This window comes from Microcoleus sp. S13_C3, from assembly GCF_036700905.1.
Taxonomy (GTDB): domain Bacteria; phylum Cyanobacteriota; class Cyanobacteriia; order Cyanobacteriales; family Microcoleaceae; genus Microcoleus.
Genome location: NZ_JAUBPT010000034.1, coordinates 41089 through 57187, shown reverse-complemented (window position 1 = coordinate 57187; position 16099 = coordinate 41089). Strand labels below are relative to the sequence as shown.

Annotated in this window: 15 protein-coding genes; 6 read left to right on the top strand and 9 right to left on the bottom strand. The window is 44.6% G+C overall.

Annotated elements, in window-relative coordinates; translation table 11 throughout:
• Positions 1–137 precede the first annotated feature (137 nt).
• Together QUA16_RS12215 and QUA16_RS12210 are read left to right on the top strand one after the other, a co-directional pair.
• Entirely contained in the window at positions 138–650 is a 513-nt protein-coding gene (locus QUA16_RS12215) for a DUF1998 domain-containing protein (protein WP_333103623.1), read from the top strand.
• A 225-nt stretch (positions 651–875) separates the two neighbouring features.
• Positions 876–2057, top strand: coding sequence for a hypothetical protein (locus QUA16_RS12210; RefSeq protein WP_333103622.1), 1182 nt, complete (start codon positions 876–878; stop codon positions 2055–2057).
• 12 nt (positions 2058–2069) lie between these two features.
• Here QUA16_RS12210 and QUA16_RS12205 read toward each other — a convergent pair whose 3' ends face one another.
• Positions 2070–3131, bottom strand: a complete 1062-nt coding sequence (locus tag QUA16_RS12205) for a hypothetical protein (protein ID WP_333103621.1) — start codon at positions 3129–3131, stop codon at positions 2070–2072.
• A gap of 333 nt (positions 3132–3464) precedes the next feature.
• On the opposite strand from QUA16_RS12205, the gene QUA16_RS12200 reads away from it, so the two are divergent.
• The 3 genes from QUA16_RS12200 (at position 3465) to QUA16_RS12190 (ending at position 5561) form a co-directional block, all read left to right on the top strand.
• Positions 3465–3896, top strand: a complete 432-nt coding sequence (locus QUA16_RS12200) for a helix-turn-helix transcriptional regulator (RefSeq protein WP_333103620.1) — start codon at positions 3465–3467, stop codon at positions 3894–3896.
• A 128-nt stretch (positions 3897–4024) separates the two neighbouring features.
• Positions 4025–4720 (top strand): hypothetical protein, encoded by a 696-nt coding sequence (locus QUA16_RS12195; protein WP_333103619.1) that lies wholly within the window; start codon positions 4025–4027, stop codon positions 4718–4720.
• Between the two features lie 163 nt (positions 4721–4883).
• Positions 4884–5561 carry a response regulator transcription factor gene (locus tag QUA16_RS12190; protein ID WP_333103618.1) on the top strand — a complete coding sequence of 226 codons (678 nt, stop codon included), beginning with the start codon at positions 4884–4886 and terminating at the stop codon, positions 5559–5561.
• Between the two features lie 477 nt (positions 5562–6038).
• On the opposite strand, the gene QUA16_RS12185 is transcribed toward QUA16_RS12190, so the two are convergent.
• Both QUA16_RS12185 and QUA16_RS12180 read right to left on the bottom strand, forming a co-directional pair.
• A complete protein-coding gene (locus tag QUA16_RS12185; RefSeq protein WP_333103617.1) occupies positions 6039–7199 on the bottom strand; it encodes a hybrid sensor histidine kinase/response regulator in 1161 nt (386 codons plus the stop codon).
• Positions 7199–9133, bottom strand: a complete 1935-nt coding sequence (locus QUA16_RS12180) for a type IV secretion system DNA-binding domain-containing protein (protein WP_333103616.1) — start codon at positions 9131–9133, stop codon at positions 7199–7201. The genes QUA16_RS12185 and QUA16_RS12180 overlap by 1 nt, the downstream gene beginning before the upstream one ends.
• 83 nt (positions 9134–9216) lie before the next feature.
• Between QUA16_RS12180 and QUA16_RS12175 the strand changes: the two genes are divergently transcribed.
• A complete protein-coding gene (locus tag QUA16_RS12175; protein WP_333103615.1) occupies positions 9217–10281 on the top strand; it encodes a DUF5895 domain-containing protein in 1065 nt (354 codons plus the stop codon).
• 3 nt (positions 10282–10284) lie between these two features.
• On the opposite strand, the gene QUA16_RS12170 is transcribed toward QUA16_RS12175, so the two are convergent.
• The 6 genes from QUA16_RS12170 to QUA16_RS12145 form a co-directional block, all read right to left on the bottom strand.
• Positions 10285–10920, bottom strand: coding sequence for a hypothetical protein (locus tag QUA16_RS12170; RefSeq protein ID WP_333103614.1), 636 nt, complete (start codon positions 10918–10920; stop codon positions 10285–10287).
• 396 nt (positions 10921–11316) lie between these two features.
• Entirely contained in the window at positions 11317–13404 is a 2088-nt protein-coding gene (locus QUA16_RS12165; protein ID WP_333103613.1) for a hypothetical protein, read from the bottom strand.
• A gap of 336 nt (positions 13405–13740) precedes the next feature.
• Complete coding sequence (locus tag QUA16_RS12160) at positions 13741–13962, bottom strand: hypothetical protein (RefSeq protein ID WP_194008911.1); 222 nt, start codon at positions 13960–13962, stop codon at positions 13741–13743.
• A gap of 400 nt (positions 13963–14362) precedes the next feature.
• Complete coding sequence (locus QUA16_RS12155) at positions 14363–14659, bottom strand: type II toxin-antitoxin system RelE/ParE family toxin (protein ID WP_333058482.1); 297 nt, start codon at positions 14657–14659, stop codon at positions 14363–14365.
• Positions 14659–14913 (bottom strand): type II toxin-antitoxin system ParD family antitoxin, encoded by a 255-nt coding sequence (locus QUA16_RS12150; RefSeq protein ID WP_015179693.1) that lies wholly within the window; start codon positions 14911–14913, stop codon positions 14659–14661. Before QUA16_RS12150 ends, QUA16_RS12155 begins: the two co-directional genes overlap by 1 nt.
• Before the next feature lie 444 nt (positions 14914–15357).
• Complete coding sequence (locus tag QUA16_RS12145; protein ID WP_333103612.1) at positions 15358–16029, bottom strand: hypothetical protein; 672 nt, start codon at positions 16027–16029, stop codon at positions 15358–15360.
• Positions 16030–16099 lie beyond the last annotated feature (70 nt).

The window sequence follows — 16099 nt, the reverse complement described above, 5'->3', positions numbered from 1 at the left end:
TGTTGATTTTGTAAATCAAATCTTGAGTGTTTACTTATCTTAACATGATTTGGTTTTTTTACGCCTACCTACTTACTGCCTGTCCTGTTTGTGGGAAGAGAACTCGCTCGGCTGAACTAACATCGATTCTTAATGAGGTGAACTTTGAGCAACCTTACGAAATCAAATTTGCGACTCCTGTACTGCAAATTAGTTTTAATTCCCCGGTTGAATGTTATCTGCAACAGGTAGTAACAGCTACTCGCCAGGAATTGCTTCAGTCTCAACAGCCGATTCCTCCCGGATATCAGCAATTGTGGGAGTACCCCGCGAATTTGTTGGCTATTCACAGTTTCGGCCATCAAATTTTAGCAGCTTTACCTCTGACTATTTTGGCTTCCGCTAATGATGTGAATTTTCTGGTAGAGAAGAGAGGTGCAAATGACTATGCAGGACTCTTTTACGATTTAGCAGAAGGAGGTTCGGGAACCTCGGAAGCTATTTTTCGTTCTCTCCCTCAATTAGCTCATGCGGCTGCTGAGTTAGCCCGCAGTTGTTCTTGCAGTTCTGGCTGTCCTAAATGTTTGATTCAGTCGGGATGTCCTGATGGTAACAAAGCTTTACTCAAACAGGTGGGGCTGCTGCTATGCGAAGCATTTTCTACTCCTTAAATATCAAAAAATTGGTGGAATTGATGGCTGAGAAATGGGAATGGGGAGAGAAATAGGGAAAATGGGAGTGGGGAATAGAGTGTAGCTTTTTTCAAACAAAAAAGCTACGCCCTATTCCCAATTTGTTTTTACTGTTTTTATTAAACAAGACGCTGCTTGCATCAACATAGAATTGTGCGAACCGCTACTGCGGTTTTTATGGGTGCATTTTTCAGATTTGTACTCATGAAAAACAGGCTTGTCTTGCCAATCATTGACTCCAAAACTAGAGAGTCAACGCTGTTACATTTCAGAAAGCAACCCTATAAACCAAAGAAAAAGCAAGCTTTAATCCCCAACCTAAAACGAGATTTAAAGCATGGCTGGCTTTTAACAATTCTCGCACAAATAGACCGATGTTTGTGGGGAAGGTGGGATTATTGGGCTTTGTGTCAAGCTGTCCCTAGTCATGTCTGGATGCGGTGGAAGATGGAGCCAATGCTAGCCATTCTGGAGAACAGAAAACCCGAAAACTTACCCAAATTTGTAATTGAGGAAACTTTGCCAGCAGAACCGATTCCCCAAATTGAATGGCAGCATTCTCCTACCGCAGAAGCCATGTTAGATGACAGTCTCAATTGCATTCCTCAACATGGAGAATGGAAAACTTGGTCAGCTTGGGACTATTTGGAGTTTTTCTTGGACTGGGTTTTGTTCGCATTAGGACATCCAGCTTACAAGATTTTACCCAAAGAACCCGCCGGCTGTGAAGGTGCATCAATGCGTCTTTATCAGATGTTTGACCTGTCAATTCTTATACTGTATCCTGAAGATTATATGGGCAGACTGCTACCCCAAATTTGCGGAAAGACTGCTCAAAAAAGTTCAGGGTTTTATCCTACACCCTTAGCTTTGTGTCAGTTGATATCTAAGTTAGTCAGTGGTGATAAGACAGAGCGAATTTCCAGCTTCAATGAACCTGCGTGCGGTACGGGTGCTTTAATGTTAACACAGTCAAATTACTGTCTGAGCGGTATCGGTCAAGATATAGACCCTACTCTGTTAAAATGCGCTTTGTTTCAGTTTTATATGTTTTCACCTTGGCTGGCTGTTCCGATTTGGTGGTTGGGTCAAACTGATTTGCTCCTTGGCAATACTTTAAGTAGCGATCGACCCGAATCAATAAACGCTGCTTACTGGTATAATGAGTGGTTTGAGCCAGTCGAGTCTCAGGCTAAAAATGATACTGATTGTCCTGTCGAACATGAAATAAGTTCAGGAGAAAGCTCAGAAGTTATTGACTTGAATGATCAGACATCAATTCACTCTAATCCAGTAGTTCAAGAAGTTGTTAAGGGCAAACGCCGACCCAGAAAGACGACAACATCGCCTCATCAATTTACGCTGTTTAATTTGGATGATTTCTAGCCCTATACGTACCTAATTCTCACTTGTGGCGGCGGGCGTAATGTTATGAGTAGGCTGGACTTCAGAAGCAAAACTGATTGTAGAAGCTGCTGCTTTGAGGACTTGTGCAGCCCAATCTACTACAGCCAGCCCTTGAGTTTTAGCCGCATCTTGCATCTGGGCTTGCAGGTGTATCGGGAGCTGTAGAGTTAAGGTAAAAGTATCTCGTTGGGCTCGTCTTGCCTTTTTGACTAACTCTGGCTCGATCCATCGATCGAGCCACAATTTACATTTAGATCCCCGTTCGTTACCATCTTTCTCAATAAAGCTTAGTTTGCCTAGCTTTTGACAATAAAAACTGTGAGGGTCGTCTTGAACAGGCTCAAAACTGCAATGATAGCAATTCCAGCAGCTTCGGCATGGAGTTTCTGTCTGACTGGATGTTGCTCCCAATTCCCCAGCATTCTTTTGAGTGGATGCTGAAATTTCACGGTTTGACGGATGATTGGCTGTTTGAGTTCGTTGGTTTTTGGAACTGTTCTCGTTGTTAGACTTATTCCTCGAAATTTTTTTCTGGTGTTCTTCAACAACTTGGGCAACGTGAAAAGCCGTAAGTTTGCCGTTCGGAGCAGTAGAAACGGCTTGGGCCCAAGCCCTAGGCTGCTCTTGGGAGGGTAGTGCTGTTAGAGGGCGAACTTGGCGCTCATTGGCGGGAAGGATTTGTGCGCCATGGCGCACATTTTCGTACACGGTTGCCGCCTCGATCAATTGGTAAGCTGAGCGACGAGACATTTCCCACCGATTAGTGCAATAGTCTTCAAAAGTCGAGAAGTCTTGTCGGTAGAGACGCCGATCGCGGATATGGCGCAAAGCTTGCCCTATTTCCCAAAAAGCTTTCAAGCTCCGTTCGACTGTAGCTTCCAAGCTGCTTAATTCTAATGCTTCAGCATCAGTGAGCGTGCTCTGGGCAGACAAATCTTTAGCGTCGGCTTTGTTTGGCTGGCAGTCCTGTGCAACTCTCGCAGTGAGTTCAGCGCTGCGAACAACAGAGAAGTTATGTGCATCAGAACCGCGAACTGTGTTGGAGGATGACATTGATGTTCCGTCCGTCTTGCGCGGTGCAACATTAAGTATTGCATAATGCAAGGGTAGTTGCGTAATCGATTAAGGCTTTGATTGCTCAAATTTTGTAGAAAAGGGGTAAAATACAGCAGGGGCAGTCAAAAATGCGATCGTCAAAAAATTGCTCAAACCTTGCAAATACAAGGACTTTACCGTTAAATAGATGTATAGTGCCAGGTAATTTATCTGATCCGAGGTAATTTATCTGATTCTCGAAAGATCCTGTCTCAATCCCTCCTGTAGCGAAGAGGTTTCTATGTTACAGAAAGTAAAATAGTGTACTGTAATAGCGTCAGGTAAGTACTTGTGACTGTTAGCTCTGTGTCTTCTCTTATACTCGATCGCCAAAAGCGGCTGACTCAGTTGATCGAGCTGCTGCTGAAAGAAGGCTGGACTCAAAGCGCTTTAGCGTCCGCTATCGGAGTAGATTTTTCAACAATATATCGGTGGTTAAAGGGGAAAACAATACCCGAATCCGATTCTAAGAACTTTCGGCAACTGGCAAAGTTAAGCGGTGGCAGTACCAAGACTCTGCAACTTTATTTGGATGGAGAAATATCCTTATCAGTTTATCAACGCGGTTTGGATGAGGTGGCGATCGGTCAAGTGAGTGGCAGCAAGAGGATAGGCTCTGAAAAAATTAAAAAAGAAGTTTTAGCAAAGATTTATTCCCTCGATCCAGATGATATTGCCGATATCATTTCTTCATCAGTAGCATTTTTAGCCAAACTTGTATAATTAGGTAACAAGCAGCCTACACCCTCACGGTTTTCGGTTGAGAAGCCGGAAAAGTCAGCGTCTCATTCTCCATTCCCCCCTGACTTCTGGCGATCGCCGCTATTGCTCAGTCTTTTATGCTCTGAGCAATGTACCTCCTTACTCTATCCGACCTCAATCAAACTATTCATACTAGCCCACTACAAGAGCCACCTCTTGTTCCTTCCTATCTGCAAGAACGCTTGCAACTGCTTGTCAAGCAAATTTTAATGGGATTACCTGTCGAGCCAATTCTCAACAGTCACCCCCAGTTCCAGCAGTGGGTTTTCCAGCTCAAAGAACTATCGCCATCACTGTTTTTACCGCAGCGAAAACTGTTTGTTGACATTCCACTTCAAACAAAACTAGACCGAACAAAAAGGGGAGTGACAGAAGAAAATTCTTCCCCTTCTCCTCCATTTAAAGTGATACAAGTCCGTACAAATGTGGGTTTAGTCAAAGGAACACCCAGACTATTTGAGTGGGCGATTCGCCATCCTGTACTGACTTGGCAAGACCGAGTTAAGTTATGGGTAGCTGCCGAATTCTTCGAGATCGAGCCTCACAAGCTGCAACTGATTATTTTGGCACTGCACCCGACTCAACAAGCAGAAAAAGTTCTGTTTGCCTGGGACAGCAAGCAACACCGACAAACTCAAAATTGGCTTTTGACTACCATTGAACGAGAGAGAGAACAAACAGTTATCAAGCTCAATGGTCATCTAACACCTCAACCGAAGGAAGTAGCAACAGCTATTAATTTGGATGAAATCAATCTGGATGAAGTCAACGAAGTGTCGATATAATCTGTTTACATTTTATTGCCATCCTCCTATCGAGAGATATCCACCCTATTGCCGACGCAATCGCCCAAAAATTAATACTTTTCTTCTCTCCATAGGAGGATGACACTCTTTAATATGAGGAAAAACAATAGACTATGGATAAAATGTAGTAGGAATCTTAGCCGTGACTGCAACTACCGCCACCCAACCAAAAACAAGCCAACTAAAAACCATCCTGATAGTTGAAGATGACCCGATGATGCAGCTCGGTCTACAGCATATCCTCAATAACCAACCCCATTTAACAGTTGTCGCACAAGCTGTTAACGGCAACGAAGCCGTCAGTGCTGCACTGCAACACCAACCAGACATCGCCCTGATGGACATTGACTTACCCGGAATCGACGGTATTGCAGCCGCGCAGCAAATCAGAGCCGCACTGCCGCATACTCGCATCCTGATGCTCACCCACCACAGCAATCCAACTCAGGTAATGGCGGCTTTGTCAAGCGGCGCTCACGGCTACTGCGTTAAAGGCACTAACGCAGAACAACTTCTAGCAGCGATTACGACTGTGCAAGAAGGTGGCAGTTACCTAGACCCTAAGATTGCCGACTGCGTGCTGCAAAATCTCAAAACGCCACTGCCCGAAAGCTATGCGAATGACGACATCAAGCTGACAGAACGGGAAATGCAGGTTTTGCAGCAGCTAGTTGAGGGTAAAAGCAATAAACAAATCGCCGCTGGGCTAGGAATGAGCGTCCACACCGCCAAAGGTCATGTAGAGATGATTATAGCTAAATTTGAAGCGAGCGATCGCACCCACGCCGCCGTTAAAGCACTGCGTTTAGGGCTGGTTTAGGGCAGCCGTTAAAGCACTGCGTTTGGGGCTGGTTTAAGCGTGAGAACTAACAAACTAATATAGCAATCCATTTCTCGTACTTCCGAAGTGACATCGCGATCGACATTAGCTGTTCCTAGTGAAAACAGAACTTCTTCGAGATATTCTTTAGCTTCCGCGATAGTGAGTAAATCGCGTGAAGAAACTTTATTTCTAATTGTTCTGAAATAGGCGATCGTAATCGTATTTGATAAACTTTAGTCCTCAAAAATTAGGCTCTTCCGTACTTAGTGTGATCGCGTTAACTTAAATTTCTCCTCAAGGCTTTGCTAGGTAAGGCTTTGAGCTCATTTATACTCTTAGCTTCCCTTATGGCAACTTGCGGTAGAAGAGCGAGCCCCTTGAAATCCCAGCCAGCTAAGGTGTAGGGCATCAGAAAACTGATAATTTGGCACACTAAGTACGGAAGAGCCAAAAATTACAGTTTATGACAGCTTGTCAATCTTCAAACTTTGGCAATGTCAACCAAAACATCGCTCCTTTTCCCAATTCGCTATCAACGCCAATCTCTCCGCCGTGAGCCTCAACAATTTGCCTGCAAATGTAAAGTCCCAATCCCAATCCTTGCCTTAAACTAACTCCAACTCCCCTCGTATAAGGCTCGAATAATCTTGCACATTGCTCAGGTGAAATTCCTGCCCCATTGTCTGCAACCGTACAGCGAACCATCTCACCTTCCTTTTTAGCTTCTACAGTCAAAATAAACCCAGACTGATTGTATTTAACAGCATTGTCGATCAGATTGCCAAACACCCGCCATAGCTGCTGGGCATCAGCATTGACTAAAGGCAAATCTGCTGCAAAAAGCTGTTTAACCTTGACTCGATGCTGGTTGAGAATTGGTAATCTTTCAATAAGAATATTTTGGACTAAAGCGGGCAGTGACAGCGGCTTGATTGCTAAAGAATCACTTTTTATATCAAACTGTTGTGTTGCTGTTAATGACTCAATCAACTGGAGTTGGCGCGAACAACTTTGCACCATAACCTCCACAGTCCGCCTATCAATAGCAATGTTGCTGGCAGCATCATTCAGGCGACTTCGCAGCAGCAGCGACATTCCCGATAGAGGCGATCGCAAATCGTGAGAAACAGCGTGCAACAGCATTTTTAAATTAGCTTCTGCTTGCTGTCTTTCTTGAATTTCCTGGCTTAGCTGAACATTTTGTGCAGCCAATTGCACGTTAGCGCAGCGAAGTTGCTGCTGCAGGCGCTGCATTTTAAGTTGGGCAGATACCCGCGCTAACACTTCAACAGGCTCAAAAGGTTTTATAATGTAGTCAGCACCGCCCGCCTCAAACCCTTTTACTTTGTCAAATACGTCATCTAAAGCGCTGATGAAAATTACAGGAATAGCACAAGTAGCTTCAGATGCTTTAAGTTGACGGCAAACTTCATAGCCATCCATACCGGGCATTTTTATGTCGAGCAAAATCAAGTCTGGCGCTTGCAACTCTACTGCTTTTAAAGCTCGCTGTCCACTAATCAACTTCCTGACTTTGTAACCGTTTTCAATTAGCACTTGAGACAGTAGTTGAATGTTAGCTGGAATATCGTCAACAATCAAAATGTCAGCCAAAAATTGTTCAGTTTGCTCCATTATCGATCGCCACCAAATGACAGATTTTTAAGTTTTGTCCGAATATTGTCAACCGCTATTTTCCCAGCCGCGCTGTTCGCACCAGCAGCATTGACTGGCGACTTAACATCAGCCACAGTCACGGGTTCTTCTGGATTGTTCGGATGTGGCAGCAATTGGTAAGCGAATTGAATCCGCTTGTCGAGTTCTTCATCTATATTGAGCAGTTTACCTGTCTGCTGCTCTACTGACAAAGCTTTCGCCCGCCTTTCAAGCTGCGGTCTGATGCTGCTGTCCCACAGTTGTTCAGAATCTTTAGCTCGCTTTATGTCGCCGGGCCGCACCGGAATCTTGAGAGGGTAGGGAAATAAAGCTTCCGTCCCCGTTGCGTAGGCCGGTGAAGTGATGACGCACTTGCCTTGAGGAAACCTCAGAATTTCGTCAGGACTAATCAGCGGTTTCTTTTGCAACTGTTCGCTCCAGTTGACAGAACGGCTCGTTTGCTGCCCCGTCGAGCTGCCGGTCGATCGATTTTTTACCAGCACTTCCACTTCCCCGTACCGCTTAGAATATTTCTCGGCTGTCTCAAAATCGCCGGGGTTGAAGAGGACGTGAGTTGACAGAGCACTGGCGATCGCCGCCCCTTTTTTATCCCCATAGAGATTATAGAGTTGATTGAGCGATTGAATGCCAACAATCGGCACGCCGCCAGCAGAACGATATTCGTTAGCCCACTGATCCATTCTGTCGAACTTGAGAGACGGAAACTCGTCTAAGCAGTACAAAAATGGGTCAGAACGTACCCGACTCAAATTAGACACCACACATAAGTGAATAGCAGCAGCTAACAGCGGCCCCACTACAGTGCGCCTTTGGTCATCTAATTTGAAAATAATGCACTTTTTCCCTTCTAAAGCAATTGGAATGGTGCTGCGACCAATAAATGCCCGCAACAAATCTTTTTGAATGAAACTGGAGTAGGTTGCCTCTGCGGTTGCCTTAATGCCCGCCACAGTTTTTTCAGCATCTTTTGAACTTAATAACTGCGAAAAACTAGAGGCAATCCACCTGTCCATTTTGAGGGGATGACCGTCGGGTCGGTGAACGGCGTGGTCGATGCGCTTGACCAAATCAGGCAGTTGAATAATTGCGTACACAAAAGCTAAATCCGGGTAAGGACTGCTTTTTGCCAACTGCACTAAACCCTTCGCCATCAACTCGCCTGCTTTCTCAAAAAACTCATTGCCTTTACTCTCCCCCGGACTAGCATTTCGAGCAATAACTTGTCCAATTTCTGCTGCCATTACTGCATCTTGTGCATCTCTCATAAAATCCAGAGGATTGATAGTGCCGCTGTAAGCTTCCCCTGGCGCAAACACTTGCACATCGTAGCCATAGCGCACTGCAAGGGGTGCAAGCACTTTCATCTGGTCTCCTTTTTTGTCGTAAATAATGGCAGGAAAACCTTGCTGGAATGCACTTTCAACCATCCGGTCAATGACGCTGAATGTTTTGCCAGAACCCGGAGCACCAATGACTAAAGTTCCGCGTTCTGCGTGGGGAAACCAAACCGTCGGATTTGCACCTAATAGCGTTTGCAATCGAGCACTCAATCCCTGACAACCTTTAAACCAATAACTCGGCGTACCGCTCCACAAAGTAACGGGCTGCCGTTTTTTTTCTTTCATTTGCTTGAGGGCAGAGCCTGTGGCTGCCAATTTTTCAGCCGTCCCGCAGAGCCGCCCGGAGGTAATTTTACCCTTCCCGTTTCCAACTAATTTGGAAGCAATAAGTAAGCCTGCCATTAGCCCTAACATTGCCAGTCCCTCTGGCTTCATAAACTGACCTAACAACCCGCCAAAATCTATGCTAGTTAACGAACGTTTAGGAGGTTGAACTGCCATTGGTACCAAGGTAGCTTTGTTAATTTTAGGCAAAAATTGCAAATTGTTCATTTTTTTTAGATATAAAAAAAACTAAATGTTTCAGCTAGCGGCTATCGCCTCAAGGGGGAGACCATGACAAAAATAGGTAAACAATGGTAAGAAGCAATAACGCGAAATCTCCCAGTAAGACAGTACAGAATTCTAGTGGAAACTCCAACAGGCAAAAGAACAAGAGTGCTGATTATTACGAGATAGATCCGGAGCTATTCAACAGTGATTACAACCAAACTCGCAAGCCCTCTTTGCCCTATGGAATCGTGATTAACGATAACCCAGCAGGTATTTTGCTCCCGAACGACCAGCTTGTCAAAGCGGAATGGCACGTAATGCCTAATGTTGAGGAATTGACAACGGTCGAACTCAGCGAAGAAGTGACAGGCTTACTGCTCCCAAAAGCGAGAATGTTGGTATTAGCTTTTGTGCCTGAGTACATCCGCTACAAAGATATTGAAGAAAATGGAGAATTAGCAGGTAGTTTTATTGGGCTTTACGACGAATATCGCGATTCCCTCGATAAAAAGACGCAGGAAGTGTGTTCCGAACACGCTCTCATCTTTCTAAATCCCAAAAACCAACCCCTGCATCAGGTACCGATTGTCGTCCGCTTCAAGAATGTAGCCCTCTGGAGCTTTAAGAGCGCTAGAGAAGAATTTTACCGCAATTTGGAACGGGCATTTGCTGATTGCTTTGGGAGAGATTACAGCGGTAAAAATGACAAGTGGCGCTCTTTGGGAGTGTTGAATGTCGAGTTTAGAGCTCTCAAAGAAGGGGAAGGCAAAAATAAATCCTTTTGCTGTAAAACTCACAGCATTACTCAGCCAACTGATGCTAATTTTCACAAGCTATTTCTCGGTCAAAAACCACAAAAGAAATTGATTTGGGGACTGCACAATAACATTGCTGGTTTCATTGAGGCTAGCGATGCCGGGTTGCCAGCTATAGCCGCTGGTGCCGAACCTGAAATCCAGGCGTTGCCAGAAAGTGTAACTAACCGCAAAAATCGAGGTAAATTGTCGCCCCCTCGCAAAATTGCACAAGTTGAAGGAGGAACAGACTCAGAATTAGAGGAGTTAGATGAATTTTCCGAGGCGGCTGAGGTTGAAGTTGAGGTTGATTCAGAAGAAGATTTTGACTTCGATGAACCCGCAGACTACTAAACACTAACTACTGAAAAGCTGGCTGTCAGCAAGTTGATAGGTAAGGCCGTCGTAGCAAAATTGAAGCTGGCGGCGGCCTTGTTTGGAAAGCTGATTCACTTCTAGACAAGGCAAACCCTCGTGCGAGGAACTGTCAGCCTTAAACAAAGGAGTTTTCGGCGGTTTATGGGGGTCGAGATAAGCTGCAAATACTTCTGTTGGCATTTGACTTGAATCATTAGGAATTAAGTAGCCAACATAAAGGCAGCCTTTTGTACCGCACAGAGCGGAATTATTGAGATCATAAAGGTTCAGCCGTCCTACCGAGCCATTAACTTGCCACACTCGCATTCTCTTAATCGCTTCTGCCGCTGCACTTTGCCCAGCCGCTACTTTGAGTTCTGGAAGGCTGCTGTGTTCCTTTACGATTAGGGTTAAAGTTTCTTTTGGAGTGACTCGCAAAGCTTGTTGCCAAGAAGCTGGTGCGGTTGTTGCTGAACTAGAATTCGTGCAAGCAACTGTCCCCAATAATAGCGACAGGGCGGTAAAAACTGTCAAACCAATGCGAAACCAGTAACCAACTTGATTTAACCAAACCGGGGGGTTGACAATCTTTTGGGTGCCTGCTGTTTGTTGCTTAACTCTATTTTGTTTAACCATTTGTTACTTCACTCCTACAAAATACCAGAAAAAACAGGACACTAAAGCAGAAGAAAAAGACAATAAAAGAGAGATTGTTTTGCTGAACTAAGCTGTTGTATGTCTAAATCTTACAGTCAATTTTTATGACTGACTTCGGGGAATACAAAACGACTCTACAATTTATATCCTGAACAGCTTAGAAGTCATATCTAATCAGTTGACATCGGAATTATTATCTCTCTCTTCTCTTTCTCTGTGTCCTCTGTGCCCTCTGTGGTTTAATCATTCCGATATCACCAATTTTGATATCAATGCCATAAAATTAATGGTTTCAGCAATTAAAAACGTCCTGGTTGTAGAGAAGGTTGTTAGACTTGTTAATAACTTGCTTTTCCACCTCCTATTTCCCCTGGTTCAATGGGAGAGCGCAGCCGTGCCAAGAGTAACTGCTATCCCCAAACCAATTAGTATCAGAAAAATTTGCTGCTTTCGCTTGTGAACAAGTCTAATTAAAAACCAGATTCCCCCCAAAAAAGAGCTAATGAACAGCGCAACCTTAATACTCCCACTAGCATTTAAAGTAATGCCGGAGCCGACCGAGTTGCTGATGCCATTGCTGTCACCAGAATTAGCTTGGCAATTGTCGCTGGTATTGTGGTTATAAAGCTCTCGAACTTTTTCCCCGTACTGTTTGAGAGAGTAGCCGCCTAAAATGTTGGAATAGCTGGCATCAATTTTACTGCCAGAACCCCCAAAGTGTTTTTGCGCTACTCGCTCAATTAAGCGATCGCCCTTGAACACCTGCCCAGTTTTAGGGTCAATTTCCTGTTGGCTGCGGACTAAGTTCTCAGCTAGAGAATTTTGCAAGACTTTATCCTGAACAGCAGGAGGAAAATATTGGAAGAGTTCCTCTCTTGTAGGTTTTTGGCCTTTGTTGACGTTCAGGATAAAGTTAGCCGCCCCTGGAATTGAACTGACAGCACGCTGCACGTCTTCCCGGTAACTCATCAACTGATAGCGACCGATCGCCCGCCCGCAGTTGCGAGATCCTTCGGTACAAACCATCTCGCCAATAGCTTCGTAATCGCCACTGGCTGCATTTTCCAAATTGGCGATTCCTTCGGAAAGCTTTGCTAACGCCTCCCCTAATGAAGCTACATCCACACCGTTAACGTAAGTTGCGGGGCGCGCGCACTCTCGCTTTGATTCAGGTACCGGCTGAGCTGGTAAAGCGTTTTTTTTAGCTTGATTTGAACTTAGCGGCTTTGAAGGTTTTGTTTCAGATGCGACGCCTTTTGAACGTGAAATACTGTTAGAAGAACCGCCCTCCAATCGACCGACAAACATAGGCGAATTAACGCTGTAACTGAGAAACGGAACCGGACCAATAATGTAAGGCGATTTGCCGCAGGGCAAACTAAACCTGAAGTACAGAGCCGTGTCAACAGTATCGCTGGTTTCTGACGGTTCCATTACCACTACTTTAAACACTTCCCCAAAAGGATGCCGGCCCGTCGGTTCCCAACCGCTCAAACAGCCAGAACCACCTCGCACTTCCTGGTATTTGCCGCTAATCCACTGCTTGCCTTCTAGCGGCCCTGTGGCGCGGCGACCGGCGTTTTCCATGTCGTCGAGTTCGATATAAGCGCAATCTTTCTCGCAGGCCACCGCAAATCCTTCTACATCAGAACCGGAAATTGTATTAGAGCGTTTGCTTTCGTACCGGCTGTAGATCGTGTCAATTCGCATGACTGTGCTGCCAATGGACGCAATAGGAACCGGAAAATTAGAAAGCGGGACTTGACTGAGTAGCGGAATATTGCTGATGAGTTCCTCTGACCAGCCAGAGAATTGTTCTAAATTTACGCTATTAAGATTGGGAATTTGGGCGATCGCAAACTCAGATAGGTCAATTTGGTTAAGTTTTGCCTGCGCTAGTTGCGGTACTTGTTTTACAGCTTGACCAATTGGTAATTGGTTGATGTTAGGGTTCACTCCGGCTATTTGAGAAGATAAAGAAGCAAGTGGAGGAACATCGCTCAATTGAAATTGGCCCAGATTCGGAACAATTTCAGCCAAGTGACCGACAGTTTGCTTACCAGCTAAGGGAAACGCGGACAAGCTGATATTCTCTAAATTGATATCCCCTAGTGCTAATTGTTCAATTGCTTGCAAAGACAGAATTTCAGGTTTTACATCGTTGATGTCCCCCAGCTTCAAGATGTTGTCAACAGAAGTGCCGGCTTGCCAGCTTCGACCGCCTGAACTTCCAGAACTAGCAACGGCGGGCAGGGAACTAAAGGTAATCTGGCTCCAATCTGGCAGCAAAACTCTAGATTGTTCTTTTTCCCAAATTTTAGTATGTAAGGAACTAGCGCTAGCAATTGATGGGAAGCTGAAGAAAGTAATGCAGATGAAAGCAAAAATTAGGCAGAGTGTACTGGCAGCTATTAAAGCAGATCCTACCTGGCTTAATTTTATTAACTGCTTTGGACTGTTCATGGGAATCCTATTAATGTTAACTCAAATGCGGGTAAAAAAAGCTGCTCTATTCTCTCTAGTTTGGAAAAACTTTAAATGGTTTTTAAAACATTACGAAAAATAGAGCAGTATTGCAGAAATTAGCCATCAGCTAAATCTCCCTCTCCCCCTCTCTCGCCCTCTCCCTCTCTCCCATTCTCCCCCTCTTCCTCTCTCCCTCTCCATTTTAGGAATTACCCAAAAACCCGGTTTTTGAATGTAATTCCGTCATTTTAGATTGAGGATGAGAACGAGAAACTGTTTTTTTTAGGTTGATAGTGCGTCCTGGACTGTATTTCTCCATCTTCGCTTTTTTCTTTAATCAAGCTCCAGCTCAAGCTGTGGATTCGGGCGGACTGCTGAATCTGTCCAAGGAGTATCTGCTAGGTTGGACAAGTCATACACATTTTCTTGGTAACCGTTGTCAAAATTACCTTGGCGAACTTCTTTAGATGACGAGTAACCGACAGTCAAATCGGGTGCCGATTCGTAACCGGAGTTGTTATAGCCGGAATTAGGTTCAATCGAAGCATTGTGCATGGTTTTTCTTAGTTTATGTGGTCAACAATTCCAATTTAAATCGCATCGCGTTCCTGCAACTTCATTCCTGTGAGCGATTGCGTTCAGTAAAAATTACCCCCTCCACATGGAGGGGGCAGCTCTATGAAAGTTACCTAACGGCTCTCAGCACTGGGCTATTCTACGAAGTCGAGAAAAATGTCTTTTAAGAAAGTGACAAAGTGCGATCGCGCACCCTTATTCTCTGATTTGTCAGTAATCGCGGTGTAAGAAACCGAATTCTAACCCGAGAGCGCGTTTCATCTAATAAAATTAATGCCCCTGATTCAATCTCTGACTCAAATTTATGCAACACTTCCACAATTAAACTCTCTCTATTGGCAGGCAGTACGCCTTGAATACGCACTTGCATTACAAGGAGTTAGCCGCGACTGAAAATGTCTTCTATGTCCCGTGAACCATGCAGAACACGAATTACATCTATTCCATTTTCAATTTCCCGGTAGAACACCACATAGTTCCCAATCGGAAAGCTGTGCAACCCAGCTAACAGTTCCTCACGCCTTCTGCCCAATCCTGGATTACGTGCCAAGGTTTGCAGTTTTCCTTCAACGCGATCTAAAAACTCGTCAGCCCGATCTAAACTATCATCAGCGATGTAGTCCCAAATATCTAGCAAATCCAGTTCAGCACGCGGGCGTTTAACGATCGTGGCCATTACTGCGGTTTCCTCCGCCGACGCTGCCGCGCTTTTGCCTTGATTGCTGGCATATCCAAGGGAGTTGCCTCACCGCTGTCTAGCCCTACCTGAATTTCCTGCCGCAATTCCTGTAAGCGAGTTTGCTGGAATTGTTCCCGTTCTTTCAGCAGGCGCAACCCTTCACGGATTACCTCGCTAGCAGAATAATACAGTCCGCTTGAGACTTTCTCCTGGACATACTGCTCTAACTCCGGTGTCAAAGACACGTTCATGCCTGAGTCCTCCTGTAATTTGGGCTATTCCATTTTCGCTTTAATAACAGGGAATAGCAATCGTTGTTATTATTGTACTAAAAAACTCGCTCTTGTGTACAAGCGAGTTGAGCAATTGCTAAAGTAACTCTCGCGATCGGTCGAAATGAACCAATAGACATCTCCAAAAATGAATCTGAAACCCTTATCCTGCTTAGACTTATCTGTAATTTATGGAGATGTATAATCAGGCCCCAAGTGGGTTTCCAACTAATCCGAATTTACAATGATTACCTACAGTTGACCTGGAGAGATCAATCGTATCCAACATTTTGAGCAAGTTCATTTTTCCAACCGCGATCGCGCTCACATCGCTGAAAACTTTTGGCTATTATGCAATGAAACTGCTAACTGCACAAGACATACTCCAGCGTTACTCAGAATACCGGAAATATTCCGCATTTTTTAATTGTTCAATAACTCCAAGCAAATCACTTGGTTTGGTGCGAGAACACCTCCGACTTTTATTACTTGCAGCTCTCCGGTTTCGTGGGAATATTGTGCTTTAACTTGGGCAATTGCTGCATCTAAACTAGATGCCTGAGCAATATACACCTTCTCAAGAGCACTTAGTACCCAAATAGGTTTGGGCCACTTATGTCGAGGTTGGAGAATTGAATAGTGAATCACTTGACCAGTATACTGAACAATTTGCTCGATCGCAGTTTCCGAACAAAACTCCCTCAATTCTGACTCAATACATTGTTTGAGTTCTTTCGCAGGAATCTGCTCAAAAACTGATTCTAAGAGCATTAATGTCGGTCTTGTCTGCTCTAATTGAGTGTGTTCCTGCACGACTAATGACTCTACGAAACGACTCACCTGGTTAATGATTGAGTCAAAATCTAGCTCCATCAATAAATGACCTAAATACTCCCTTAACAAATTTCTTAGCTTTTCATCAGAGATATTGATACCGCAGGTTTTCAGATAAACTGAAGGTTTATTACCCAAATTCCGACCGCAGCCAACTTCTCCATTAGCTGCATCTTCTGCTTCTATCAGTTCCATCAAGTGCGGATAACTGGTTGTATCATCTATTGTGGATTGGGGCTGGGAGGGAATTGAGTTACTCATCTGTCTGTCCTTAATGTTTCAAAGTAATTAAGATTGTCGGGTTCTTCAGGATCTGGACCGCAGTCTAGCA

Excerpts from the sequence above, each read along its gene's own strand:
- QUA16_RS12145 (WP_333103612.1), bottom strand. The coding sequence starts at position 16,029 with ATGAGTAACTCAATTCCCTCCCAGCCCCAATCCACAATAGATGATACA.
- QUA16_RS12160 (WP_194008911.1), bottom strand. The coding sequence starts at position 13,962 with ATGCACAATGCTTCGATTGAACCTAATTCCGGCTATAACAACTCCGGT.
- QUA16_RS12180 (WP_333103616.1), bottom strand. The coding sequence starts at position 9,133 with ATGAACAATTTGCAATTTTTGCCTAAAATTAACAAAGCTACCTTGGTA.
- QUA16_RS12165 (WP_333103613.1), bottom strand. The coding sequence starts at position 13,404 with ATGAACAGTCCAAAGCAGTTAATAAAATTAAGCCAGGTAGGATCTGCT.
- QUA16_RS12205 (WP_333103621.1), bottom strand. The coding sequence starts at position 3,131 with ATGTCATCCTCCAACACAGTTCGCGGTTCTGATGCACATAACTTCTCT.
- QUA16_RS12195 (WP_333103619.1), top strand. The coding sequence starts at position 4,025 with ATGTACCTCCTTACTCTATCCGACCTCAATCAAACTATTCATACTAGC.
- QUA16_RS12175 (WP_333103615.1), top strand. The coding sequence starts at position 9,217 with ATGGTAAGAAGCAATAACGCGAAATCTCCCAGTAAGACAGTACAGAAT.
- QUA16_RS12185 (WP_333103617.1), bottom strand. The coding sequence starts at position 7,199 with ATGGAGCAAACTGAACAATTTTTGGCTGACATTTTGATTGTTGACGAT.
- QUA16_RS12210 (WP_333103622.1), top strand. The coding sequence starts at position 876 with ATGAAAAACAGGCTTGTCTTGCCAATCATTGACTCCAAAACTAGAGAG.
- QUA16_RS12155 (WP_333058482.1), bottom strand. The coding sequence starts at position 14,659 with ATGGCCACGATCGTTAAACGCCCGCGTGCTGAACTGGATTTGCTAGAT.
- QUA16_RS12170 (WP_333103614.1), bottom strand. The coding sequence starts at position 10,920 with ATGGTTAAACAAAATAGAGTTAAGCAACAAACAGCAGGCACCCAAAAG.
- QUA16_RS12150 (WP_015179693.1), bottom strand. The coding sequence starts at position 14,913 with ATGAACGTGTCTTTGACACCGGAGTTAGAGCAGTATGTCCAGGAGAAA.